Origin of the sequence: Kitasatospora sp. NPDC057904 (genome assembly GCF_042887925.1) — a bacterium.
In the GTDB taxonomy this organism is placed as follows: Bacteria; Actinomycetota; Actinomycetes; order Streptomycetales; family Streptomycetaceae; genus Kitasatospora.
The window spans coordinates 54,322-76,784 of record NZ_JBHVOL010000011.1; the positions used below are offsets into that span (position 1 = coordinate 54,322).

At 75.0% G+C, this 22,463-nt stretch carries 17 protein-coding genes; 7 read left to right on the plus strand and 10 right to left on the minus strand.

All coding sequences use genetic code 11. From position 1 onward, the window contains the following. Positions 1-83 precede the first annotated feature (83 nt). The 5 genes from ACFVSN_RS26305 to ACFVSN_RS26325 all read left to right on the plus strand — a co-directional run bounded on the left by ACFVSN_RS26305 (position 84) and on the right by ACFVSN_RS26325 (position 6,702). A complete protein-coding gene (locus ACFVSN_RS26305; protein WP_387956699.1) occupies positions 84-1,982 on the plus strand; it encodes an alpha/beta fold hydrolase in 1,899 nt (632 codons plus the stop codon). Then, positions 1,979-2,659, plus strand: a complete 681-nt coding sequence (locus ACFVSN_RS26310) for a hypothetical protein (protein WP_387596433.1) — start codon at positions 1,979-1,981, stop codon at positions 2,657-2,659. Before ACFVSN_RS26305 ends, ACFVSN_RS26310 begins: the two co-directional genes overlap by 4 nt. 82 nt (positions 2,660-2,741) lie before the next feature. Then, a complete protein-coding gene (locus ACFVSN_RS26315) occupies positions 2,742-3,551 on the plus strand; it encodes a class I SAM-dependent methyltransferase (RefSeq protein WP_387596436.1) in 810 nt (269 codons plus the stop codon). Continuing rightward, complete coding sequence (locus ACFVSN_RS26320; protein WP_387596438.1) at positions 3,548-5,248, plus strand: ABC transporter ATP-binding protein; 1,701 nt, start codon at positions 3,548-3,550, stop codon at positions 5,246-5,248. The genes ACFVSN_RS26315 and ACFVSN_RS26320 overlap by 4 nt, the downstream gene beginning before the upstream one ends. Next, positions 5,245-6,702, plus strand: coding sequence for a phytoene desaturase family protein (locus ACFVSN_RS26325; RefSeq protein ID WP_387596440.1), 1,458 nt, complete (start codon positions 5,245-5,247; stop codon positions 6,700-6,702). The genes ACFVSN_RS26320 and ACFVSN_RS26325 overlap by 4 nt, the downstream gene beginning before the upstream one ends. A gap of 9 nt (positions 6,703-6,711) precedes the next feature. On the opposite strand, the gene ACFVSN_RS26330 is transcribed toward ACFVSN_RS26325, so the two are convergent. From ACFVSN_RS26330 to ACFVSN_RS26360, 7 genes are all read right to left on the minus strand, one after another. Next, the gene (locus ACFVSN_RS26330; RefSeq protein WP_387596443.1) at positions 6,712-7,485 is read right to left on the minus strand and encodes an SDR family NAD(P)-dependent oxidoreductase; all 774 of its coding nucleotides are present in this window, start codon (positions 7,483-7,485) and stop codon (positions 6,712-6,714) included. Continuing rightward, positions 7,482-7,964, minus strand: a complete 483-nt coding sequence (locus tag ACFVSN_RS26335) for an SAM-dependent methyltransferase (protein ID WP_387596446.1) — start codon at positions 7,962-7,964, stop codon at positions 7,482-7,484. Before ACFVSN_RS26335 ends, ACFVSN_RS26330 begins: the two co-directional genes overlap by 4 nt. A 22-nt stretch (positions 7,965-7,986) precedes the next feature. Continuing rightward, positions 7,987-8,967: an ADP-ribosylglycohydrolase family protein gene (locus ACFVSN_RS26340; protein ID WP_387596449.1), complete on the minus strand. Its 981-nt coding sequence runs from the start codon at positions 8,965-8,967 to the stop codon at positions 7,987-7,989. Further along, positions 8,964-10,970, minus strand: a complete 2,007-nt coding sequence (gene ftsH, locus ACFVSN_RS26345; protein ID WP_380446519.1) for an ATP-dependent zinc metalloprotease FtsH — start codon at positions 10,968-10,970, stop codon at positions 8,964-8,966. The genes ACFVSN_RS26340 and ftsH overlap by 4 nt, the downstream gene beginning before the upstream one ends. A 133-nt stretch (positions 10,971-11,103) precedes the next feature. Continuing rightward, on the minus strand, positions 11,104-11,709 hold the full coding sequence (locus tag ACFVSN_RS26350; protein WP_387596452.1) for a disulfide bond formation protein DsbA: 606 nt from the start codon (positions 11,707-11,709) through the stop codon (positions 11,104-11,106). Between the two features lie 107 nt (positions 11,710-11,816). Then, entirely contained in the window at positions 11,817-13,382 is a 1,566-nt protein-coding gene (locus tag ACFVSN_RS26355) for an alpha/beta hydrolase (protein WP_387596455.1), read from the minus strand. A gap of 270 nt (positions 13,383-13,652) precedes the next feature. Then, complete coding sequence (locus tag ACFVSN_RS26360; protein WP_380499032.1) at positions 13,653-14,777, minus strand: basic secretory protein-like protein; 1,125 nt, start codon at positions 14,775-14,777, stop codon at positions 13,653-13,655. A 328-nt stretch (positions 14,778-15,105) separates the two neighbouring features. On the opposite strand from ACFVSN_RS26360, the gene ACFVSN_RS26365 reads away from it, so the two are divergent. After that, positions 15,106-17,175 carry a serine/threonine protein kinase gene (locus tag ACFVSN_RS26365; protein ID WP_387596458.1) on the plus strand — a complete coding sequence of 690 codons (2,070 nt, stop codon included), beginning with the start codon at positions 15,106-15,108 and terminating at the stop codon, positions 17,173-17,175. A gap of 130 nt (positions 17,176-17,305) precedes the next feature. On the opposite strand, the gene ACFVSN_RS26370 is transcribed toward ACFVSN_RS26365, so the two are convergent. After that, the gene (locus tag ACFVSN_RS26370; RefSeq protein ID WP_387956700.1) at positions 17,306-20,242 is read right to left on the minus strand and encodes a BTAD domain-containing putative transcriptional regulator; all 2,937 of its coding nucleotides are present in this window, start codon (positions 20,240-20,242) and stop codon (positions 17,306-17,308) included. A gap of 336 nt (positions 20,243-20,578) precedes the next feature. Here ACFVSN_RS26370 and ACFVSN_RS26375 point away from each other — a divergent pair, with 336 nt between their 5' ends. Then, positions 20,579-21,115, plus strand: coding sequence for a carboxymuconolactone decarboxylase family protein (locus ACFVSN_RS26375; RefSeq protein WP_387601018.1), 537 nt, complete (start codon positions 20,579-20,581; stop codon positions 21,113-21,115). A gap of 30 nt (positions 21,116-21,145) precedes the next feature. On the opposite strand, the gene ACFVSN_RS26380 is transcribed toward ACFVSN_RS26375, so the two are convergent. Continuing rightward, the gene (locus ACFVSN_RS26380; RefSeq protein WP_387601015.1) at positions 21,146-21,778 is read right to left on the minus strand and encodes a DUF6461 domain-containing protein; all 633 of its coding nucleotides are present in this window, start codon (positions 21,776-21,778) and stop codon (positions 21,146-21,148) included. Positions 21,779-21,950: 172 nt separating this feature from the next. After that, positions 21,951-22,187 carry a hypothetical protein gene (locus ACFVSN_RS26385; protein ID WP_380508993.1) on the minus strand — a complete coding sequence of 79 codons (237 nt, stop codon included), beginning with the start codon at positions 22,185-22,187 and terminating at the stop codon, positions 21,951-21,953. Between the last annotated feature and the right edge of the window lie 276 nt (positions 22,188-22,463).

Genomic DNA, 22,463 nt, shown 5'->3' on the forward strand with positions numbered 1-22,463 from the left:
CTGGCCCGGCAGGCCCACGGCCAGCCTAGCGCCCCCGACCGCCGGGGCGCCGTGAAAGGGACCACGTGAAATACGTGCCACGCGTGCAATTCGCCAGGAACACCCGGAAGATCGCCTCGGCGGTGTTCGCCCCGGCCGCGGTGAGCCGGGACCGCGCCCTCGGCCTGTCCGAACGGCTGGCCGCCGCCACCACGCTGACCTCCTCCCTGGAGTACCTCGCGCAGCGGCGGCAGATCCGCCGGGGCGGGCTCAACGACTGGGCCATCGTCAAGGACGTCCAGGCCGAATCCACCCCGCTGGTGCGGCGGCTGCTGAACGCCGTGAGCGGCCCGCGGACCACCACCGCGCTGCACGTCGCGCGCGCCGCCGTCGCCACCGGCATGCTGCTGCCCGGCAACTCCCGTTGGCGGGGCGCCGGGAGCCTCTTCCTCGGTTCCACGTCCGCGCTGCTCTACCCGCGCCACCGCTACGGCACCGACGGCTCCGACCAGGTCGCGATCCTCGTGCAGACCGCCACCGGGGCGGCCCGGCTCGTACGGTCCCCGCAGGCCAAGGACGCGCTGCTCTGGTACGTCGCGCTCCAGGCCAACCTCTCGTACCTCGTCTCCGGCTGGGTCAAGCTGCTCGGCGAGCCCTGGCGCGACGCCTCCGCGCTCGGCGGCGTCATGCGCACCCGCACGTACGGCCACGAGGGCATGTACCGCTGGACCCAGGAGCACCCGAAGGCCGCCCGGTACCTCACCCACGGCGTGCTCGCGCTGGAGTGCCTGTTCCCGCTCGCCTACGCCTGCAAGGGCCGTCTCGCCCGGCCGGTCATCGCGAGCGCCGCCGCGTTCCACCTGGCCAACGGGTACTTCATGGGCCTCGGCCGGTTCGTCACCGCGTTCACCGCGATGCACCCGATGGTGGCCTACACCTCCACCCCGAAGGACCACCCCGCCGTCGCCGGACGCGACGACCGGGCACTGCCCGCCGCACTCCTGCTGCTCGCCGGCGCGGGCGCGATCGCCGTCGGCACCGCCGTCCAGCGCCGCCTGCGCACCACCGAGGGCTGGCACACCTCCCGCGTGCTGACCACCCGCCACGGCAACGAGCTGCAGTACGAGGTGCTCGCGCACGGACGCGCCGAGGAGCCCGTCCTGGTGTTCGCCGCCGGCATGGTCTCCACCAGTGAGCACTTCGCCTGGATCACCGAGCGCCTCGCGAAGGAGACCGGCTACGGCGTCGTCACCTACGCCCGCGCCGGGTACGCCGGCAGCCGCCACCGCTGCGCCGCGCGCTTCCGGCTGGCCGAGTCCGTCGACGACCTCGTCGACCTCGTCCGCCTCGCGGTCGAGCCGGACCGGAAGGTGGTCCTGGTCGGCCACTCGCTCGGCGGCGAGCTCGCCCGCCGCGCCGCCGCGCAGCTCGGCGGGCGCCTGCACGGCGTCGTCTACCTCGACTCCTCGCACCCCGACGAGCTCAACCGCTCCAGGCAGCAGAGCGAGTCAGCCGGGCAGCTGCGCACCTCGCTCACCCGGATGGCCTGGTACCTGCGCCTCGGCACCGGCGTCCTGATGGCCCGCCCCGAGTGGGTCGAGGGGCTGCCGGCCGCGTACCGCAAGAAGGCGTTCGCGCAGTACGCCGACGCGCGGATGTGGGAGGCCGGGCGGCGCGAATGGGACGCCGTGGAGGCCGAGTTCCGCGCCTTCTGCGGCCCGCTGGAGCCCGTCGAGGGCGCGCACGCGCTGGTCGTCTCGGCGCAGCAGACCGTCGACCGCGACCCCGACCAGCTGCTGATGCACCGGGAGCTGGCCGAGGCCCACGTGGGCGGCGCGCACACCGAGGTGACGGTCGTCGAGGGCGCCGGGCACGACACCCTGCTCACCCAGAGCCGCTTCGCGCACCGGGCGGCCGACCTCATCACCGCGTTCCTCGACCGCGTCGCGGACGCCCGGTCCGCTGCCCCCGCGGACCCTGCCGACCAGGAGGCCGCCACGTGACCCCCCGTCCCGACGTGCGCAGCGTGTTCACGGGCAGCGCCATGTCCAAGGGCAGCGCCGTGTTCAAGGGCAGCGCCGTATTCAAGGGCAGCGCCGTATTCAAGGGCAAGGGCGCCGCCTGGCGGATCGCCGGGGCCGCGATGCTGCTCGGCACCCTCGCCACCCAGCACCCGCACCCCGCGTTCAACCGGCTCCAGCTCAAGGACACCTTCTCGCTGCTGCCGAACTGGCGGTTCTTCGCGCCCACCCCGGCCATGCACGACTACCACTTCCTGTACCGCACCCTCGGCGCCGACGGCACCACCTCCCCGTGGGAGGGCCTCGACGTGATCGAGGGCCGCAAGCCCTGGCAGATCGCCTGGTTCCCCACCCGGCGCCCGGAGAAGGCCGTCTTCGACATCTGCAGCGAGATCCTGCACGTCATCGACAAGGGCTTCGCCGTCGTCACCCGCACCTCGGCCTACCGGACCCTCACCGAGTACCTGCGCGCCACCATCCACGAGCGCGGCGACGCGGCGGACGTCCGCGGCTTCCAGTTCGCGCTGGCCCGCGCCACCGGATACGACAGGACGCAGGACCCCGAGATGGTCTTCGTCTCCCCGTACACCCCGCTCGACCCGGCCGACGCGCGGCGCCCGCTCGCCGCCCGGCCCGCCACCACCGCAGTGAGGAGCTGACCATGGCCGCGTACATCGTCGTCGCCATCGGTGCCGTGATCGCCGGCGCCATCGCCTACGGGGTGCTGAAGGGGAGGTCCAAGTGAGCACCGTGCAGACCCCCTCCGTCCACGACATCGGCTACGGGCTGGAGTTCAAGGGCTGGTACGACCGGCTCTTCCCCAAGGACGACTCCGCCGCCCGCACCGCCGGACACCTCGCCGCGCTCCACCCCGACCCGGCCGCCGGCACCGTCGAGTTCGGCGTCGGCACCGGCCGGATCGCCCTGCCGCTCGCCGCGCTCGTCGGCCCGGTCACCGGCGTCGACTCCTCCCCCGAGATGCTCGACGGCCTGCGCGCGGCCCTGGCCGGCCGCACCGACGTCGAGCCCGTCCACGGCGACATCCGCACCTATCGCGCCGAACGCACCGCCGGGCTCGTCTACTGCGTCTGCGGCACGCTGTCGATGCTGCTCACCCCCGAGGAACAGCAGCTCGCCGTCCGCCGCGCCGCCGGCCTGCTCGCCCCCGGCGGACGGCTCGTCGTCGAGACCCACAACCGGCCCGCCATCCACGCCCTGCACGAAGGGCGCAGCCACGCCACCTACTTCACCCCGTACCCGGAGCGCGGCACCGGCTTGCAGACGCACTCGACGCTGCTGCCCGAGAACGACCTGTGGCACTGCTCCCACATCTGGTACGAGGCCGACGGCAGCACGCGCGTCGGCACCGAGCTGTCCCGGCTCACCACGCCGGACGAGGTCGACGCGTACGCGCGGGCGGCCGGGCTGGTGCCCGAGAGCCGCTCGGCGGGCTGGGGCGGCGAGCCGTACGCGGAGCGCTCGCCGATGTTCGTCTGCACGTACGTCAAGCCCGGGACCGGGACCGCGAGCGGGCCCGGGGAAGCGGCGTGAACCCCTGGCAGATCGCCCGGCGGCACCGCGCGCTGCTGCTCACCGGCATCCTCCTCGGCCTCGCCGGCGCGGCGGCGACGCTGGCCCAGCCGCTCGTCATCGGCGGGATGATCGAGGCCTTCGCCGCCGACCGCCCCCTGACCGGGCCGATCCTGCTCGCCGCCGCCCTGTTCGCCGCCGACGCCGTGCTCGCCGCGACCCACGCGTACGCGATCGGCCGGGCCGGCGAGGACGTCGTGTACGACATCCGGCACACCCTCGGCGCCCGGCTGCTCCGCTCCCGCCTGCGCTCCTACGACCGCTGGGACCAGGGCGACGTCTTCACCCGGATGGTCACCGACACCTCGCTGGCCCGGGTCTGCATGACGCAGGCGCTCGCCCAGATCGTCACCAGCGCGTTCATGGTTCTCGGCGGCATCGCGATGATGGCCTGGATCGACCCGCTGCTGCTCGCCACCACCCTCGCCTGCCTCGGCACGGCCAGCGCCGTCTCGCTGCTGCTGGCCCGCCGGGTGCGGCTCGTGGCGGTGGCGAACCGGGAGGACACCGGCGTCTACGGTTCCGCCCTGATGCGTGTCCTCGGCGCCTTGCCGACCGTCAAGGCCTCCCGTGCCGAGGAGCGGGAGACCGAGCACCTCGGCGGCCTCGCCGACCGCGCCCGGCGCTCCGGGGTGCGGGTCTCCGCCCTGTCGGCGCTGCTCACCCCGGCGATGAACGTCGGCACCCAGATCGCCCTGACCGTCGTCATCGCGTGGGGCATGGCCCGCGTCGCCACCGGCGACATGGCGCCCGCCGACCTGACGTCGTTCATGATGTACCTGTTCTACCTGGTCGCACCGCTGGTGATGCTCTTCATGTCGATCGCCCAGTTCCAGCAGGGCCGGGCCTCCCTCGACCGCCTCTCCGAGCTCGGGGCGATCGAGCAGGAGGACGCCGGACCGCCCGCCCACGCCCCCGTCGACGGGCACGGCCTCGTCTTCGACGGGGTGACCTTCGCCTACCCCGGCAGCGACACCCCCGTCCTCCACGACGTGTCGCTGACCGTCCCCGACCGCGGCCTCACCGCCGTCGTCGGCCCGTCCGGCGCGGGCAAGAGCACGCTCTTCCAGCTCGCCGAACGGCTCCACGAACCGTCCGCCGGCACCATCCGCATCGGCCGCACCGACACCGCCCGCATGCCGCTCAACCAGCTGCGCTCCCTCGTCGGCTACGTCGACCAGGAACACACCCTGCTGCGCGGCACCGTCCGCGAGAACCTCACCTACGCGGCCCCCGGCGCCACCGGCGAGGACATCGCCGAGGCCCTGCGGATGGCCCACCTCACCGACGTCGTCGCCGCCCTGCCGGACGGCCTCGACACCGAACTCGGCGAACGCGGCGCCGGCCTGTCCGGCGGCGAGCGCCAGCGCCTGGCCATCGCCCGCACCCTCCTGCAGAAACCCCGGATCGTGCTCCTCGACGAGGCCACCGCCAGCCTCGACGGCGCGTCGGAGGCGGCGCTGCGCGACAGCATCGCCGCCATCGCCCGCACCCGCGCCGTCGTCGCCATCGCCCACCGCTTCTCCACCATCACCCGGGCGGACCGGATCATCGTGCTCGACCGGGGCCGCGTGCAGGCCGTCGGCACCCACGCCGACCTCAGCGAGGAGAGCGGCCTCTACCGGCGCCTCGCCGAACACCAGGGGGTCGCCGCATGACGTTCGACGCCGCAGTCGTCGGCACCGGCCCCAACGGTCTCGCCGCCGGCGTCACCCTGGCCCGGGCCGGGCTGCGCGTCGCCCTCTTCGAGGCGGCCGACACCATCGGCGGCGGGCTGCGCACCACGTCGCTGTTCGACAGCGACGTTCGGCACGACATCTGCGCGGCCGTCCACCCCATGGCCGCCGCCTCCGCGTTCTTCCGCCGCTTCGACCTGCCCGCCCGCGGCGTCCGGCTGCTCCAGCCCGACATCCCGTACGCCCACCCGCTGCCCGGCGGGCGGGCCGCCGCGGCCTGGCGCAACCTGAGCCGCACCGCCGCCCACCTCGGCCCGGACGGCCGCCGCTGGATGCAGCTCCTCGGGCCGCTCGCCGACCGCTCCCCCGCCGTCGTCGACCTGCTCCTCTCCGACCAGCGCAGCGTGCCGGGCGACCTCCTCGCGCCGCTGCTCCTAGGGGCGCGGGTGCCGTCGCTCGCGACCCGGCTCACGCCCTTCGGGCTCCTGCGCACCGAACCGGCCAGGGCGCTCCTGACCGGCGTGGCCGCGCACGCCGTCGGCAGGCTCCCCTCGGTCACCTCGGCCGCCGTGGCGCTCCTGCTCGCCCACACCGCGCACAGCACCGGCTGGCCGCTCCCCGAGGGCGGCAGCGCCCGCATCGCCGACGCCCTCGCCGCCGACATCACCGCCCACGGCGGCGTCTTCCACACCGGGCAGCGCATCCGCGACCTCGCCGAACTCGGCGACGTCCCGCTCGTGCTGCTCGACGTCGGCCCCAAGGAGTTCCTCGCTATGGCCGGCCCCCGGCTCCCCGAACGCTACCGGCGGTCGCTGCGCCGCTACCGGTACGGGCCGGGGGCGGCGAAGGCGGACTTCCTCACCGACGGGCCGATCCCCTGGACGAACCCGCTCGTGGGCCGGGCCGGCACCGTCCACGTCGGCGGCACCCGGGCCGACATCGTCCGCCGGGAGACGGCGACGGCCGCGGGCCGCCCGGTCGAGGACCCGTTCGTGCTCGTCGTCGACCCGGCCGTGACCGACCCCACCCGCGAGGCCGGCGGCAGGCGACCGGTCTGGGCCTACGCCCACGTCCCGCACGGCGACCCGCGCGACCCGGTCGACCTGATCCGCCGCCGCATCGAGGACTACGCGCCCGGCTTCGGCGACACGATCGTCGCCTCGCGCGGCCTGTCGGCGCGGCAGTACGAGGAGTACAATCCCAACTACGTCGGCGGCGACATCGGCGCGGGCGCCCTCACCCTCCGCCAGTCCCTGGCCCGCCCGGTGGCCCGATGGAACCCGTACGAGACCCCGCTGCCCGGCGTCTACCTCTGCTCCGCCGCCACCCCGCCGGGGCCGTCCGTCCACGGCATGTGCGGCCACCACGCGGCGCTCGCCGCCCTGCGACGCCACCACGGGCTGCGGACGCCTCCGGCGCTGGCGCCGTACCCGTAGCCGCTCCGCTCAGCGGCCGAGCACCGCACCGCCGTTGAGGCCGATGACCTGGCCGGTCACGTACCCGGCCGCCGGGGACGCGAGGTAGGAGACGGCCTCGGCCACGTCGGCCGGGGTGCCGGCGCGGCCCACCAGGGTGTCGGCCACCTTCTGCGCGTGGAAGGCCTCCGTCCAGCCGTCGCCGAAGATCTCGGTGTCCTCGACGTAGCCGGGCGCGAGGACGTTGACGGTGATTCCGTCCGGGCCCAACTGCCGCGCCAGACCGAAGGCCCAGCCGTGCAGGGCGGCCTTGGCGGCGGCGTACGAGCCGAGCGAGTGCGGGCCGGCGCCGCCGCGCTGGGCGGCGGCCGAGCTGATCACGACCAGGCGGCCCCCGGGCCTGCGCAGGTGGTCCTGCAGGGCGGTGGTGAGGAGGACGGCGGAGAGCAGGTTGCCGTCCAGGTCCTGGCGCCAGGAGTGCGCGAGGGCGGCGAGGCTGCGGTCGGCGGGCGGGGTGACGATCGCTCCCGCGTTGTTCACGAGGGCGTCCACCGGGCCGAGTTCCGCGATCCGCGCGGCGGCGGCCTCGACCGCCTCGGGGTCGGTCAGGTCGACCGGCACGGGCAGGACCCGGCCCGGCCCGACGGTCCGCTCGATCGCGTCCCTGGCCTCGTCGAGGACGGCCGCGCGCCGCCCGAGGATCGCCACCCGGTTCCCGTCGGCGGCGAGCCGGGCGGCGATCGCCCGGCCGATGCCGGTGCCGCCGCCGGAGACCACGGCGAGCCGCTCGGCCGCCGCCGTCACTCGCCCGCCTCGTCGTACTCGTAGTAGTCGCGCATGAGCTCGCTCGACCAGGCCGGCTGGCGGACCTCGCCGCGCGGGCCGAACTCGGCCAGGTAGGGCTTGATGTCGAGCACCGGCGTGCCGGCCACCGCGTCCAGGCCCACAACGTGCAGGTCGAGGCCGTCCACGCGGAGCAGCTCGCAGCGGGAGACGCCCAGCCGGTTGGGCCGGTTCTTGCCGCGCTGGGCGAAGATGCCGACCAGCGGCCAGTCGGTGTTGCCGCGCGGGTGGCGGGCGCCGGTCTCGATCCTGTCCGCCGGCACGCGGTCGAAGTGGTAGACGATCTCCAGGTGGGAGAAGTCCGCCAGCCCGTACAGCGCCTCCTCGGCGAACTGCTCGCCGTCCAGCCGGACGATCGCGGCGACGGCGCCCCAGCGGTCGTCGACCACCTCGTCCCGCCCGCCGACGACGTGCGCCACCGGCCTCGAAGTCACGTCCATGAGCCCCCCGTTCGTCGCGTGATCACGTGGCATCGTAGCCGGTCCCGGCGGCGAGCCTACCGGCCAGTAGTAGAAGGTCCGACGTCCGCAGCACCCGCCCGCCGAACCCGGGCAGCGGCACGTGCAGCGGCTCGGTCCAGGCGGCCGGGATCGCGCCGAGGCCGTACACGGCCCCGGCCAGCGCGCCGGTGACGGCGGCGACGGTGTCGGTGTCCCCGCCGAGGTCGATCGCGGCGCGGACGGCGGCCGGGTAGCCCTCGGTGGTGCGCAGCGCCCACACGGCGGAGCCGAGGCAGGGCCAGACGGCGCCGTTGGGCTCGGTGGCGCGGTCGGGGTGCCAGTCGGGGTCGAGGACGACGGCGTACCGCTCGCGGTGGTCGGGCTCGACGCGGGCCAGGGCGTCCGGGATCGCGGCGAGCGGGTCGGCGCCGTCGAGGGCGTGCCGGACGAGCTCGTGGAGGATCGCCGTGCCCTCCCAGGCGGCGCCGTCGCCGTGGGTGAGGGCGGAGATCCGGCGGGCGGCGGCCATGGTGGCCTCGCGCCCGGCGGGGGCGAAGGCGACGGCGGAGGGGGCGGCGCGCATGAGGGCGCCGTTGCCGGCGGCGCGCATGGTGGTGTTGAAGTGGATCGCGGCGGCCAGGTTCCAGGTGTGGCCGTTGGTGAGGACGTCCTCGGTCTGGATGCCCACGTCCTTCGGCTCGGAGGCCACCCAGCGCTGGAACCGGGCGAAGATGTCCGGCAGGTCCAACTCGCCCTTGTCCAGCAGCGATTCGGCGACGAGGACGGCCATCTGCGTGTCGTCCGTCGCCTCGCCGCGCTCCCAGCCGCCACCCGCGATCATCTCGCCGTCGCCGTCGGGGAAGCGGGCCGAGAAGGCCCCGGCGGGCCCGAACTCGTACGGCGCGCCCAGGGCGTCGCCCACGGCTGAGCCGATCACCGCGCCTGCCGCGCGGTCCTGCCAGTCACGTCCGGTCGTTCGGGTCACTCGGGTCACTCGGGTCATTCGGGGAGGGTAGCGGCCGGGTGGCGGAGGATGTCGAGCACCACTGCGCCGTCCACCGTCTCCTTCTCGACCAGCAGTGCGGCCAACTCGTCGAGGTGGTGCCGGTGTTCACGCAGCAGACCGATGGCGCGCCGCTCGGCGCCGCGCAGCAGGGCGGCGACGGCTTCGTCGATCGCGCGCTGGGTCTCCTCGGAGTAGGGGCGGCGCAGCAGGTCCTCGGGGCTCTCGCCGAGGTAGTGGGAGGAGCCCGAGGCGTAGCCGACCGGACCGAGGTCCGGGGAGAGGCCGAACTCGCGGACCATCCGGGTGGCGACGGAGGTGGCGTTGGCGAGGTCGTTGGCCGCGCCGGTGGAGCCCTCGCCGAAGACGACCAACTCGGCTGCCCGTCCGCCGAGTTGCACGGTGAGCAGGTCGGTCAGGTAGCTCTCGCTGTACAGGTGCCGCTCGGCCTCGGGGAGTTGTTCGGTGGCGCCGAGGGCGACGCCGGCCGGGAGGATGGTGACCTTGGCGACGGGGTCGGCGTGCTCGCACAGCGCGGCCATCAGCGCGTGCCCGGACTCGTGGACGGCGACGGCGTGCCGCTCGTCGGGCAGCAGCGCGTTGGAGGACTCGCGGCGGCCGAGCAGGACGCGGTCGCGCGCGGTGTCGAGGTCGTCGGCGGTGATGGTGGCCCGGTCGGCGCGGACGGCGTTGATGGCGGCCTCGTTGACGAGGTTGGCGAGGTCGGCGCCGGAGAAGCCCGGGGTGCCGCGGGCGATCCGGTCGAGGTCGGCGTCCGGGGCGAGGGTCTTGCCGACGACGTGGACGGCGAGGATCGCGGCCCGCTCGCGCTGGTTGGGCAGCGGCACGGTGACCTGCCGGTCGAAGCGGCCGGGGCGCAGCAGGGCCGGGTCGAGGGCGTCGGGCCGGTTGGTGGCGGCGATGACGACGATGCCGGTGCTCTGGTCGAAGCCGTCCATCTCGGCGAGCAGCTGGTTGAGGGTCTGCTCGCGCTCGTCGTTGCCGCCGAGCCGGGAGCCGCCCGCGCGGCGGGCGCCCACGGCGTCGATCTCGTCGATGAAGATGATGGACGGTGCGCGCTTGCGGGCCTCGTCGAAGAGGTCACGGACGCGGGAGGCGCCGACGCCGACGAACATCTCGACGAAGCCGGAGCCGGTGACGGACAGGAACGGCACCTCGGCCTCGCCGGCGACGGCGCGGGCCAGCAGGGTCTTGCCGGTGCCGGGCGGCCCGACCATGATCACTCCGCGCGGCCCCTTGGCCCCTGCGGCGGCGTACCGCCCGGGGCTGCGCAGGTAGTCGACGACCTCGCTGACCTCCTGCTTCACGCCCTCGTACCCGGCCACGTCGGCGAAGCCGGTGGCGGGCCGCTCGGCCTCGATGATCTTCGCCCGGGAGCGCCCGATCGCGCTCAGGCCGCCGGTGACCGAGCGGGCGGCGAGCCGGCCGGACCACAGGAAGAGCCCGCCGAAGACCAGCAGCGGCAGGAACAGCAGCAGCGTGGACCAGATCGAGCTGCCGCCGGTGCGGCTGCCGGTGACGTCCACGTGTTGCGCGGAGAGGGACTGGCTGAGCTGCGTGGTGTCCAGGGCGGTCGGGATCTGGCTGGTGAAGCGGGTGCCGTCCTTGAGGGTGCCGCTGACGCCGCCGGTGTCCGTCACGTTCACCGTCTTGACCTGGCCCGTGTCGACCCGGCCGACGAAGTCGGAGTACCCGTACTTGGTGCCGGCCGGGCCCGGGGCCTGGACGACGAGCAGCAGGATCAGGGCCAGCAGGGCGCCCACGGGCAGCAGCCAGCGACGCACGCTCGGGGGCGACGGCTTGGGCGGCGTCGGCTTGAACGGGTTGGGTTTCGGCCCTCCGGGCGGGGTGGGGCCCGGCGAGGAGGGACCCGGCGGGGTGGCCAGGTGCTGCGTGGTCGGGTTCCGGGTGGCCGGGTGCCGGGTGGCCGGGTGCCGGGTGGCCGGGTGCCGGGTGGCGCGCAGGCGGATCCGTCCGGTCATCTGCGCTCACCGCCTCTCCGGAGGCGGCCGGGCGGGGTGACCGCCGGGGCCTCCGTCTCCATGGTCGGACGAGACGGCCCCGGACGGGAGTGGATCAGGAGCGGAAGACCCTCCCCCGGCCCTCCCGGGTCGGTCAGGAGAAGTCGAGCGACCCCGTCCGGGTGCGCTTGAGCTCGAAGAACTTCGGGTACGCGGCCAGCGCCCGGACGCCGTCGAAGATCCGCACCGCGTCCTCGCCGCGCGGGATCCCGGTCAGCACCGGGCCGAAGAACGCGACGCCGTCCACGTGGATCGTCGGCGTGCCGACCTCCTCGCCGACCGGGTCCATCCCCTCGTGGTGGCTCTTGCGCAGCGCGATGTCGTACGCGGTGCTCCCGGCCGCGTCGGCGAGGTCCTCCGGCAGGCCGACCTCGGCGAGCGCCTCCCGGATGACCGTCCCGTCGGCCTCGCGGTCCTGGTCGTGCAGGCGGGTGCCGAGCGCGGTGTACAGGTCGCGCAGCACGTGCTCGCCGAACCGTTCGGCGGCGGCGATGCAGACCCGGACCGGGCCCCAGCCGGTGGTCAGCAGGCGCTGGTAGCGCTCGGGCAGGCCCTCGCGGCCCTCGTTGAGGACGGACAGGCTCATCACGCGGAACGTCAGGTCGAGCTCGCGCTCGCGCTCGACCTCCAGGATCCACCGGGAGGTGATCCAGGCGAACGGGCAGATCGGGTCGAAGTAGAAGTCAACTTTGGTGGTCACGGTGAGGAGCCTAGGCGCCGAGTGGACCGCCGGACAGTGCCAATCAGACCTGGTTCGAGTGGGCCACTTGGACTTGTCCAAGCGACCGTGGGCCACGTGCCAGTGAACTAGCCCTGGCCGCACACCGTGCCGTCCGCCGGCACCTTGCCGTCGAGCAGGTAGGCGTCCACCGTCGTCTTCAGGCACGGGTTGCCGGTGTTGTACCCGCCGTGGCCCTCGCCCTGGAGCGTCACCGTGACGCCCACGCCCGCGCCCAGCTGCTGCGCCATCGTCCTGGCGCCCTCGACCGGGGTGGCCGGGTCGCCGGTGGTGCCGACCACCAGGATCGGCGCGGCGCCCGTGGCGGAGACCTCGGGGTGGTCGGTCCTGCCGGCGACCGGCCAGCCGGTGCAGCCGGTCAGGCCCCACGCGGTGAACGCGCCGAAGACCGGCGAGGCGTCCTTGAACTGCGGCAGCTGCTGCTCGACGTCCTGGTCCGAGTAGCGCTGCTTGGCGTCCACGCAGCTGATCGCCCGGTTCGCCGCGTTGAGGTCGTTGTAGTGCCCGCTCGGGTCGCGCCCGAGGAGACCGTCGGCGAGCTGGAGCAGCACCGTGCCGGTGCCCCGCTGCATCGCCTCGGTGAGCCCGGCGGCCAGCGCCGGCCACGTCTCCTGGCTGTACAGCGCGCCCGCGATGCCGGTGACGGCGAGGCTCTCGGTCAGCTGACGCCCGCTGTCGGTCGGCAGCGGCTTCTGCTCCAGCGACTGCAGCAGTCCGGTGACCCGGGCGGTGCCGTCGGCGCCTCCGCTGCCGGTCGGGCAGTCCGGCACGCCGGTGGAGCAGGCCTTCATGAAGTCCTCCAGGGCGAGCTGGAAGCCCTTGGCCTGGCCGAGCGAGGACTGGGCCGGGTCCTTCGTCGGGTCGACCACCGAGTCCAGCACGGCGCGGCCGACCTGCTGCGGGAACAGGTGCGCGTAGACGCCGCCGAGTTGGGTGCCGTAGCTGATGCCGAAGTAGTGCAGCTGCTGGTCCCCGAGGGCCTGCCGCATGAGGTCCATGTCGCGGGCGGCGCTCTCGGTGTCCACGAAGGGCAGCACCGGGCCGGAGTTGCGCTCGCACGCCGAGTTGAACTGCGCGGTGCTCTCGTCGAGCGCCTTGACGGCCGCCGGGCTGTCGGGGGTGTTGTCGATCGCGTTGGCGGCGTCCATCGCCTTGTCGTCCAGGCACTTCACCCCGGCGCTCGCACCGACCCCGCGCGGGTCGAAACTCACCAGGTCGTAGCGGGTGTTGAGGGAGGCGTAGGTGTCCGCGAGCGCCGGCAGCGTGGTGATGCCCGAGCCGCCGGGGCCGCCGAAGTTGAACACCAGCGAACCGATCCGGTGCTGCTCGTCCTTGGCCCGGGAGCGGATCAGCGCGAGGTCGATCGTGCCGCCGCCCGGTTTGGCGTAGTCCAGCGGGGCCTTGAGCGTCGCGCACTGCCAGTCCCCCGCGGGCGGGGTGCCGCCGCCCTGCGCGGCGTCCGGCGCGCCGCACGCGTGCCAGTCGAGCTGCTGGACCGCCGCGGGCGCCGCCGTCACCGGCGCGGCCGGCACGGGCTCGGCGGCGGGCGCGGCCCCGCCCTGGCAGCCGGCCGACGAGGTGAGGAGCAGCGCGCTCAGCCCGAGCGCTCCGGCACCGCGGACGACGGTGTGCATGGGGACTCCACCTCTCGGAAGGCCGGACGGCGCGATCGGCCCCCGGACTGGCGAACGGGCGCGCGAGCGGGCGCACGCCGGGGCCGCACACGCCCCGCGCCCGTCCGCTCACCCTAGGTGTGCGCGACCTCACGCGCCCTCCGGAGTCCGCCGTCGGGGGGCGCGTGCCGCCCGCCGTCCCACCGGCCGTCCGGGTGGGGCGGACGCGCCGCGGCACCCCGGCGCCGTGCGTGCCGGGGTGCCGGGGTGCCGCGGGGCCGATGGCGGGGGCTACTTGGGCATCTCGTTCCAGAGCTGGTCGGGGCCCTTGCCGGTGAGGCGGGCCCAGATGCCGTCGTCGTTCGGGTTCAGGTTCAGCTTGTAGGCGAGGTCGGGCTGGCGGTAGGTCTTGGAGACGTAGTCGATGAAGCGGGCGGTGGCCTGGTATCCGCTGTTGTAGTGGTCGTCCGGGCCAAAGTGCTGGGCGCCGGTGCCGGGCTGGAAGTTGTAGTCGCGCACCCAGTCCGCGAGGCCCTCGCCCATCCAGCCGTGGTCCCTGTCCGGGCCGTTGGGGTTGTTCCAGACCGCGACGTGCACGGCCTCGTGCACCAGGAAGCCGGTGTCGTTCCGGTTGCCCCGCACGTAGCCGATGTTGACGTGGATCTCGTTGACGCCGCCGTTGGGCTTCGTCGCGTAGGCGGGGTACTGGGTCAGCGACGGGTCCATGATGATCTTGAAGTAGGAGGGCGCCTGGAACGCCCCCCGGATGATGAGGTTGGAGATCTGCGGGTAGTAGGCCGCGACGGTCTGCTTCTGCTGCTCCAGCCACGGGCCGAGGTCGGGGGCCTGGGAGTAGTCCAGGTCGATGGTCGGGCGGCCGGTGGTGGGCGGGGTGGTGGCGGAGTTCTTGTCCAGGTTCCAGGACTGTGCCGGGTCGCCGGCGTTGCAGGCGGTCACCTTCGCGTTGAGGTCGGCACCGCGGGTGAGGCAGAGGTTGCCGTCCGAGACGCTGTGCAGCAGCCACGCGCGGCCGTTGCCCGTCGAAGTGTTCTCCAGCCACCAGCGCTGGTTGTCGGCGCCGACGTAGTTCCAGGAGCCGACGGTGTTGCGGCCCTTGTCGCGGTCGACCGCGTTGTTGGTGCCGGGCACCTTGATCGACCAGGTGCCGTTGCCCTCGTCCCGGATCGTCCACGCCTGCTGCGCGGAGGACTCGTTCCAGTCGCGGATCACCACGTTGGTGCCGTTGTTCCGACTGTCCCACTGCAGGGCGCCGCCCGCGTAGCTGGAGATGCGGTAGTCGGCGCCGCTGGCCGGCAGCGACTCGGCCGCGCTCGCGCTCTGGGCACCCAGGGCCATGCCGGACACGACGGTCGCGGCGGACAGGACGGCGGCCGCGGCCGCTCGACGGATGATCATGTCGAAGCTCTCCTCCCGGCCGGTCCCGGTGGACCGGTCTGCGGGGACATGCCACCGCCCCGCGGTGTACGCGGCGTCGACGGTTCGTCAACGGACTCGTTGACGGGGGCTCTGGCGGAGGCGCTGACGGAGGTGCGCGCGGAGTGATCGGCTCCCGATGGGGTCGTCGACGAACCGTCCGCTCCACCAGCCGCTTTTCCGGACCCCTCTGCGGTCGCGTCAAGTCGGCGTTTATAGGCTGGTGAGAGGGTCGGTTGGAACGCGACCGAAGGTCCCGGCCCGGGCCCACGGCGGCGGGACGCGACGATGTACGGGGTCGAGGAGGATCATGCGTGGCACCACGCTCGGTGACCGCTACCGGTTGGACGAGTGGCTCGGTGGCGGTTCGATGGGCGACGTCTGGCTCGCCGAGGACGAGGTCCTCGGGCGCCGGGTGGCCGTCAAGGTCCTGAAACCGGCGCTGCTGGACGAACCGGGCTTCGCGGAGCGGTTCCACGAGGAGGCCCGGGTGATGGCCCGGCTGCGCCACCCCGGCATCGTCGGCGTGCACGACTTCGGCTCCGGCCGGCTCGACGGCGGCCATTCCTGGACGACCGCCTGGGGCAGCACCGGCCGCCCGATCGCCTACCTCGTCATGGAGCTCATCGACGGCGAGCCGCTCAGCGACGTCCTGAAGCGGCGCGGCCGCCTCGACGCTCCCGAGGCGCTCGGCCTGGCCCTCCAGGTGCTGGAGGCGCTGACGGCCGCGCACGAGGCCGGCGTCGTCCACCGGGACATCAAGCCGGACAACCTGATGGTCCGCGACGAACGCGTCGTGATCGCCGACTTCGGCATCGCCCGCCCCGGCTGCGACACCCGGCTGACCGTGCCCGGCATGGTCCTCGGCACCGCCGCCTACCAGGCGCCCGAGCAGGCCTCGACCGGTGCGGTCAGCGCCGCGGCCGACCTGTACGCGCTCGGCGTCGTGCTCTACGAGTGCCTGTCCGGGCAGCTGCCGTACCACGGGGAGACGGCCCTGGAGGTCATCCTCAAGCACCTGACCACCCCCGTGCCGCCGCTGCCGGCGGACGTCCCGGCCCCGGTCCGGGCGCTGGTGGCACGCGCGATGGCGAAGGACCCCGGCGAGCGCTGGCCGGACGCCGCCACCATGGCCGCGGCCGCCCGGGCCGCGCTCGACGGCGAGCCGGTGGAGGTGGTGGAGGCCACGGTGGCCGTGTCGCCGTCGAGCAGTGCCATCCGGACGGCGGCACGGCCGGTGGTGGTCGCCGCGGCCGGCTCGACGGGACCGCGTCCGGTCGCCGGGCGGCTGCGGGCGGCGCTGCGGGGGCGCCGCCGGCTGCTGATCGCGGCGGGCGTGGTCGCGCTCTGCTCGGCCATCACCGCCGCCGCGGCCACCACGCTCGGACGGGACGCCGGCCGGGCCGCGGCCGACGCCGCGCTGGCGGGCGGCGGGCCGACCGCGCCCGCGGTTCCGACGGTGGTCCCGCTCGCGGCGGTCTCCGGCACGCCCACCGGCACGGGCACGCCGTCACCGGGCGCGCCCACGGCTTCGGGGTCGCCCCTGCCGTCCGTTCCCGGTGCCCCGGTGGGCCCGGTTCCGGCGGGCGGCGCGGGCGGTGCGGGTGCGCCGGGCGGTGCGGGCAGTGCGGGCGGGGCAGGAAGTGCAGGCAGTGCGGGCGGCGCGGGCAGCCCGCCTGACGTCCCCTCCGGATCGAACGCTCCGGCGCGCCCGTCGGCCCCCGAGCCGGCCGCCCCGGCGCCGTCGCCCAGTGCCGTCGCCCCGGGACCGGCGTACACCCCGGGCCCGGTCACGCCGGGCTACCAGACGGGCGATCAGGGCGGGAACCAGGGCGGCTACCAGCCGTCGACACCACCCGACAAGCCCACGACGGCCCCCAACCCGCCGCCGTACACGGCCGCGCCCCCGCCGCCGCCCCCGGACACCAACGCCGGCAAGCCGCCCGTCCGGCCGCCGTCGGAGGGGGCGACCGGGCTCCCGTCGTACGTCCGGCTGACCAACCGCGGGCTCGCCCTGACCGACAAGGACTCGGGAGTCCAGAACCAGAACCCCGTCATCCAGGCCCTCGACAACAGCCGCGCCTCCGTCTGGCAGCTGGTCACCCGCCAGGACGGCGGCGGCTACTTCCTGAACAACGGCGCCACCCAGTACCAGAGCCGCCTGGACGCCAGCAACGAGACGTCCCAGGCGCAGATATGGGCCTCGCCGACGTACAGCGTGAACCAGGTCTGGTCCTTCATGCCGACGTCCGGCGGCTACCTGCTCGCGCTCACGGGGAGGACCCAGTCCTGCCTGACGGCCAAGGGGCCGAACGTGCCCGCCGTCGTGAGCCAGTGCACGGGCGGCCCCGACCAGGTGTGGGCGGTCGCGGCCGCCTGACCGGACGGACGGACGGACGGACGGACGAACGGACGAACGGACGAACGGACGAACGGACGAACGGACGAAGGCCGGGCCCTCCCCGAGGGCCCGGCCTTCGTCGCGGTGAGACCACGTGGTGAGACCGTGCTCACCCCGGCAGCCAGGACGGCCAGCGCGAGCGCGCCGGGCCCGCCGGGTGGTCGGCGCCCAGCAGCGGCACCAGGCGCTCCGCCTCCGGGGAGCCGATCGGCGCCAGGATCCCGTACGCCTCCGCCCAGCACGCGCGGGCCCGCGCCAGGTCCGTCCGGCTGTCGGCCAGCGCGTCGCCCAGGACCGCCAGGGCCAGGCCCCGGCCGCGGTGGTCGCCGTCCAGGGTCAGCGCGTCGACGGCATCGCCCGCCGTCCCCACCGCGTCGTCCCACCGCCCCGCAGCCCGCAGCGACTCGGCGAGGCGCAGCAGGAGGCGGCCGGTGCGGCGGTGGTCGGCGGGGTCGGTGAGGGCGAGGGCGGCGCGGCGGTGGGCGGCGGCCTCGGCGAGGTCGCCGCGGTCGTGGGCGATCGTGCCGAGGGCGTCGCGGGCGAGCGCCTCCAGCTCGCGGTCGGCGAGTTCGTGGCTGATCACGAGGGACTGGTCGATCACCCGGTTCGCCGCGTCGTGGCGGCCCTGGCGGGCGAACGCGCCGGCCAGGTTGAGGAGTTCGGCGGCCAGGGAGCGGCGGTCGCCGGCCCGGTCCCAGGCGGAGGCGGCGGCCGAGAAGCCGGCCACGGCCTCGTCGGGGCGGCCGGCCTGGAGGAAGCAGGCGGCGAGCGAGCTGTGGGCGAGGGCGAGCAGCGGGCGGGCCGGTTCGAAGGCGGTGCACAGGTCGCGGGCGCGGAGCAGTTCGGCGAGGGCCGAGGGCACCGAGCCGACCTCGGTCAGCAGTCGGCCGAGGACCAGCCGGGCGCGGGCCTCGGCGGCGCGGTCACCCTGTTCGACGCTCGCGTGCAGGAGCGCGTTGGCGGCGTGGCCGAGCGGGCGGGTGGCGTGCCCGGAGTCGGCCAACAGGCAGCAGCCGAGCAGGAGTTCGGCGAGCCGGCCGAGGGCGGGGGCGGTGTCGGCGGAGCGGCCGGGGAGCTTCGCGCACTGGCTCACCAGGGCGCCGACGGCCGGGGACGAGCCGACGGCGAAGCCGCGCCGCGCGGAGGACGCCCCGAGCGCCGCCGTCACCAGCGCGTGGTGGTGGTCCACCAGGCGGCTCAGTGCCGCCCGGAGCTCGTCCGGGTCGCCGCCCTGGCCGGCCCGCCGGGCGAAGGCCCGCAGCAGGTCGTGGTAGCGGTAGTGGTCGGGGCTGGCGAAGCTCTCCAGCATCGAGCAGTCCACCAGCGACTCGGCGAGCTCGACGGCGTCCGGCTCGGGCAGGTCCAGCACCGCGGCGACCGCCCCGGGCGACAGGTCGGGCACCTCGGGGACGGCCAGCAGCCGGAAGGCGCGGGCCTGTTCGTCGTCCAGCTGGTCGTAGCCGAAGCGGAACGAGGACTCGACGGCCAGGTCGCCGCTGCGCAGCGCGTCCAGCCGGTAGCGGTCGCCGGTGAGTTGCTCCAGCAGCCGGGCGATCGTCCAGCTCGGGCGGCAGGCCAGCCGGGCCGCCAGGATCCGCACGGCGAGCGGCAACTGGCCGCAGAGCCGGACGAGTTCACCGGCCGCCTGCTCCTCGGCGGCGACCCGTTCGGCGCCGACCACCCGGGTGAGCAGGGTGACGGCGTCCTCGGCCGGGAGCACGGGGAGTTCGGTGAAACGCGCGTTGGGCAGGGCGCCGAGGCGGGTGCGGCTGGTGACGAGGACGGCACAGCCGGCGCTGCCCGGCAGCAGCGGGCGGACCTGTTCGGCATCGCGCGCGTTGTCGAGCAGCACGAGGACACGGCGGCCCGCGAGCAGCGAGCGGTAGCGGGCGGACCGTTCGGCGAGGCCGGCCGGGATCGCGTCGCCGACGACGCCGAAGGAGCGCAGGAACGCGGCCAGGGCCTCCTCGGGTCGGGTGGGGCGGCCGTCGGCGCCGTGCAGGTCGAGGTAGAGCTGGCCGTCCGGGAACTCGGCGGCCAGGCCGTGGGCGACGTGCACGGCGAGCGCGGTCTTGCCGACCCCGCCCATGCCCGCGACGGCCGCCACCGGCACGCTGCCGGGCTCCCGCAGGGCGGCGCGCAGGGCCTCGGCCTCCGCGGACCGCCCGGTGAAGTCGGCGGCGGAAGCCGGCAGCTGGGCCGGGACGAGGGTGGAGGCCGGATCGGCCCCGGCCGTCGGGGCGGCCGGCTCGGTCTCGGTCAGGACCCACTCGGTGGTCGCCGACAGCGTCTCGTCGGACGCCAGGATCCGGCCGTGCAGGTCGCGCAGGCCGGGACCGGCACCGACGCCCAGTTCGTCGCGCAGCCGTCGGTCCGCCGCCCGGTACGCCGCGAGGGCGTCGGCCTGGCGGCCGGAGCGGAACAGCGCGAGCATCAGCAGCTCCGAGAGCCGCTCGCGCAGCGGGTGCTCCTCGACGAGGGCCGCGAGCTCGGCCACCGACTCGGCGCACCGGCCGCCCTCGACCTCCGCCTCCAGGCACAGCTCCAGGACGGCGAGCCGCCGCTCCTCCCACTCCCTGCGCTGGCGCTGCGCGTACGGCCCGGGCAGCCCGGGCATCGGCTCGCCGCGCCACAGCGCGAGCGCGCCCCGCAGCGCGGCGGCGGCGTCGGCGTTCCGGCCGTCGGCCCGCCGCGCCCGGCCCTCGGCCAGCAGCTCGTCGCACCGCACGGTGTCCAGGCCGCCGCTGCCGACGGCCAACAGGTACCCGCCGCCGACCGACGTGAGCGCCTCGGCCCCGAGCACCCGCCGCAGCCGGTGCACGTACGTGCGGACGACACCCGTCGCCCTGGCCGGCGGCTCGTCACCCCACAGGTCGTCGATCAGCTGCGCCCCCGACACGTGCCGGCCCGCCCGGAACAGCAGCGCCAGCAGCATGCTCTGCTGCTGCGGCGAACCGAGCGGCACCTCCGCCCCGTCCCGCCAACAGCGCAGCGGCCCGAGCACCGCGAACCGCAGCCCGCCCGAACTCCCGCCCTCGCCGACCAACCGACATCCCCTCCACCCCGCCGACAATCCCCCAGCGGCATGATACCGACCGGTATTCCCCCTGGTCAGACATCCTGCCGAGTCCCTGACGACGATCCGGGCCATGAGCCGTCAAATGGGTACGGACAGGACGGAGTGCACACCTCCACCACGGACCACAGCACCGCGGACACCTCCGGCACCGTCCTCGGCGATGGCGCCCGCACCGTCCGCCCGCTCGGCGAGCTCGAAGAAAGTCGAGGAAATCCTCCTCCGCCTGTCACAAACCTCCTCCGGGCCGGGTCGGGTCAGTGAAGGCGCCGAACACGGCCCGTACAGCCCGGGAGGAACACGACGATGGAGAAGACGATGGAGAGCACGCCGGTGGAGCCGCGACCGATCACCGCCGAGGTCCCGCTGCGGCCGCGCCTGGCGACGGATCCCGGGGTACTCGTGCCCGAGCTGGCGGAGGTGTCGGCGGCGCTGTTCAGGGCCACCGGCAACCGGTCGGTGCCGCGGACGACGATCAGCCTGGTGCAGCTGCGCGCCGGGCAGATCGTCGGCAGCACCTACCTGACCGTGCTGCACACGGGATTCCTGCGCAAGGCCGGGGAGACGGAGGAGCGGATCGACTCGGTGGCGGCCTGGTGGGACTCGCCGTACTTCACCCCGGCCGAGCGGGCCGCGCTCGCGCTGGTGGAGGCGGTGCTCCAGCCGGCCGCTCGGGGCCGTGAGCGGGTGCCGGACGAGCTGTACGCCGAGGTGGCCGCCCACTACGACGAGAAGGCGCTCACGACGCTGACGCTGGCGATCGGGCAGGTCAACTTCTTCGTGGCGATCGCCCTGGTCGCCAAGCCCGTCCCCGGGCGGTCGTTCTCCGAGCCCTGGGCGTGACGGCTCCCGGCCCGATCCGAAGGACACGCCCTACCGGAGCACCAGGTCGGGCGTGCCGCGGACCGCGTACACCGGGAGGCGGGCGGCGTCCAGAACGGCCGGGGGGAGGCTGAGGCCGAAGTGGCGTTCCACGGCGCCGAGGGTGCGGCGGTGGACGGCGGGCAGGGGCTCGCCGGGGAGTGTGGCGCGGGTGATGCCGTCGGGGTGGAGGACGCCGGCGGCGACGAGGACGGGGAGCAGGAGGTCCGGTTGGCTGCCCCAGCGCCAGCGCTCCTCGGCGAGGCCGAACCCGCACAGGACGGCGCCGTCGCGGGCGTAGTCGAGCAGGGCCGGCGGGTGTTCGGCCATGGGGCGGTAGTGGACGACCTCGACGCCGTCGCGCGCTATCTCGGTGAGCAGGTCGGCACCGGTGGAGTCGCCGTACTCGATCGCGAAGGACCAGCCGCCGCAGACCCCGACGCGGACCACGCCGTCGCCGTCCTCGCCGGGGCGGTAGGTCTCGATGTCGAGGTCCCACACCTCGGCGCCGCTGACCGGACCGGCGGCGCCTCGCACGTCCGCGCCCATCCGCCGGGCCACCTCCTCCGGCGGGATCCCGCGCGCGAACAGGACGCCGCTGAGCCGGTCGTCGCCCTCGGCGAGCCACCGGATGCCGTCGCTCATGACGCCCTCCCCCCGTTTCGCACCGACCCGCCCTGGTCGGGCTTCCGGACGGCACCCTAGCGCGCCCCACCGACAATGGAACCTCCCCGGGGGCGACGGGGCCCGCAGGGGCAGAACGGCACGGCTCCCGCGCCGGGTTGGCCGGTGCGGGAGCCGCCGACGGCGGCCACGCCTACGGCAGCTTCACCGCACCCTTGAGCGCGTCGACGGCCCCGAAGACCATCGCACTCGCGCTGCCCAGCATGCCGAACAGCGGGGCGCCGGCCTGCGCGAGAGGAGCGGCGGGGGCGGCGGGCGCGGCTGCGGGCCCGGCGGCGGCGGGGGCGGCGGCAGTGGCGGCGCCGGCCACCGGGGTGGTGGCGGCGAGGAGCGCGGAGGCTCCGAGGAGGACGGCGACGGTGCGGCGCATGGGGTTCCTTCCGGTCCGAACGGCGAGTTGCGGCTCCGACGGTAGGGCGCGCCCGCCCGCGCCTCCGGCCGTTCCACGACAGCTCACCCGGTCGAGTGATCCCGGTGTTCGGGCCCGGGAGAGCCGGGCCCGTCAGCGGCCGGCGCGCACTGACGTCCGCGTGAGGGCGCACCGCACGCCCCGGGGGCGCCGCCGCGGCGCGTGCCGGACGGGCCGCACACCCCCCGAAAGGGTCAACCCGATCACGGCCGCCACCCGAACGGCCGATACCCCGAG

Bases quoted from the DNA above. Each gene is read 5' to 3' on its own strand.
- ACFVSN_RS26375 (WP_387601018.1), top strand. From the start codon at position 20,579: ATGGAGAAGACGATGGAGAGCACGCCGGTGGAGCCGCGACCGATCACC.
- ACFVSN_RS26360 (WP_380499032.1), bottom strand. From the start codon at position 14,777: ATGATCATCCGTCGAGCGGCCGCGGCCGCCGTCCTGTCCGCCGCGACC.
- ACFVSN_RS26340 (WP_387596449.1), bottom strand. From the start codon at position 8,967: ATGACCCGAGTGACCCGAGTGACCCGAACGACCGGACGTGACTGGCAG.
- ACFVSN_RS26325 (WP_387596440.1), top strand. From the start codon at position 5,245: ATGACGTTCGACGCCGCAGTCGTCGGCACCGGCCCCAACGGTCTCGCC.
- ACFVSN_RS26365 (WP_387596458.1), top strand. From the start codon at position 15,106: ATGCGTGGCACCACGCTCGGTGACCGCTACCGGTTGGACGAGTGGCTC.
- ACFVSN_RS26380 (WP_387601015.1), bottom strand. From the start codon at position 21,778: ATGAGCGACGGCATCCGGTGGCTCGCCGAGGGCGACGACCGGCTCAGC.
- ACFVSN_RS26355 (WP_387596455.1), bottom strand. From the start codon at position 13,382: ATGCACACCGTCGTCCGCGGTGCCGGAGCGCTCGGGCTGAGCGCGCTG.
- ACFVSN_RS26385 (WP_380508993.1), bottom strand. From the start codon at position 22,187: ATGCGCCGCACCGTCGCCGTCCTCCTCGGAGCCTCCGCGCTCCTCGCC.
- ACFVSN_RS26335 (WP_387596446.1), bottom strand. From the start codon at position 7,964: ATGGACGTGACTTCGAGGCCGGTGGCGCACGTCGTCGGCGGGCGGGAC.
- ftsH (WP_380446519.1), bottom strand. From the start codon at position 10,970: ATGACCGGACGGATCCGCCTGCGCGCCACCCGGCACCCGGCCACCCGG.